Source organism: Spirillospora sp. NPDC049652 (assembly GCF_040675125.1).
In the GTDB taxonomy this organism is placed as follows: domain Bacteria; phylum Actinomycetota; class Actinomycetes; order Streptosporangiales; family Streptosporangiaceae; genus Spirillospora.
In genome coordinates this window covers 1-1,194 of sequence record NZ_JBFAOF010001506.1, presented here as the reverse complement: position 1 = coordinate 1,194, position 1,194 = coordinate 1, and the positions used below count along the sequence as shown (strand labels likewise).

Sequence of the window (1,194 nt, the reverse complement as noted above, 5' to 3'; positions counted from 1 at the left end):
CTCCTCGCGGACGAGCCCGGCCGCGGTGAGGTCGGCCGTCAGCGCCATGATCGTGCTGCGGTTCAGGCCGAGCGACTCGGCGAGCGTCGCCCGCGACGCCGGGCCGCGGACATGGACGTACCGCAGCAGCGTGCCGAGGTTGTGCCGCCGGATGTCCTCCTGTGACGGTCCCGCCTTCATCCGGGGATCCCCAGCGACTCGCTGCGCCCGGCCGTGATCAGCTCGACGACCTGGGCGTGCGTGACGTCGGCGGCGCGCACCTGCGCGACCGTGCGGCCGAGGTAGAGCGCGGTGATGCGGTCCGCCACCGCGAACACGTCGTTCATGTTGTGCGAGATCAGCACGACCGCGAGGCCCTGGTCGGCGAGCCGCCGGACGATCTCCAGCACCTGCTGGGTCTGCGCGACGCCGAGCGCGGCGGACGGCTCGTCCAGCACGACCACGCGCGAGTCCCACAGCACCGCGCGCGCGATCGCGACGGTCTGCCGCTGCCCGCCGGACAGCTCCGACACCCTCCGCCGGACCGACCCGATCGTCCGCACCGACAGCTCGGCGAGCGTCCGGCGCGCCAGCTCCTCCATCGCGGGCTCGTCCAGCAGCAGCCCGCGGCGGCGTTCGCGGCCGAGGAACATGTTCTGCACGATGTCGAGGTTGTCGGCGAGCGCGAGGTCCTGGTGGACGACCTCGATGCCGAGCGCGGCGGCCTCGCGGGGGGAGTTCGGGCGCTCCGGGCGCCCGTCGAACAGGTACTCGCCGCCGTCGATGGGGTGGATCCCGCCGATGCACTTCACCAGCGTCGTCTTGCCCGCGCCGTTGTCGCCGACGAGCGCGGTCACCTCACCCGCGTAGGCGGTGAAGTCGACCTGCTGGAGGACGCGGACCGGCCCGAAACTCTTGTCGATGCCGCGCAGGTCCAACACAGGGGTCTGTGACATTCCGGGGGGCTCCCACCAAGCCGCGCCGCCCGCGCGCGTGGAGCGGTCGTGGCCGACGAGCGTAGCAGCCGGGCCGTCCGGTCCCGTAACCGCGCCGGTCCCGCTCCCCCGGCCGTTCCCGGCCGCGCGAGCGGCCTCGAAGGGCGGTGCGGGCGGCGGGAAAGCGGGCGCGGGCCCGCGCCCCCCCCCGGCGGGGGGGCCGGGGCCCGGGCCCGCGGCCACACAAAGGAGACAGGACCAGTGGGGGAGACTGAGTGAG

Annotated in this window: 1 protein-coding gene and 1 pseudogene; both read right to left on the bottom strand. The window is 74.4% G+C overall.

Annotated elements, in window-relative coordinates; genetic code table 11:
• A pseudogene (locus AB0J52_RS41495) lies at positions 1 to 180 on the bottom strand (sugar kinase); the annotation flags it as partial.
• Complete coding sequence (locus AB0J52_RS41490) at positions 177 to 935, bottom strand: ATP-binding cassette domain-containing protein (RefSeq protein ID WP_500188769.1); 759 nt, start codon at positions 933 to 935, stop codon at positions 177 to 179. The gene AB0J52_RS41490 and the pseudogene AB0J52_RS41495, both read right to left, overlap by 4 nt.
• Positions 936 to 1,194 lie beyond the last annotated feature (259 nt).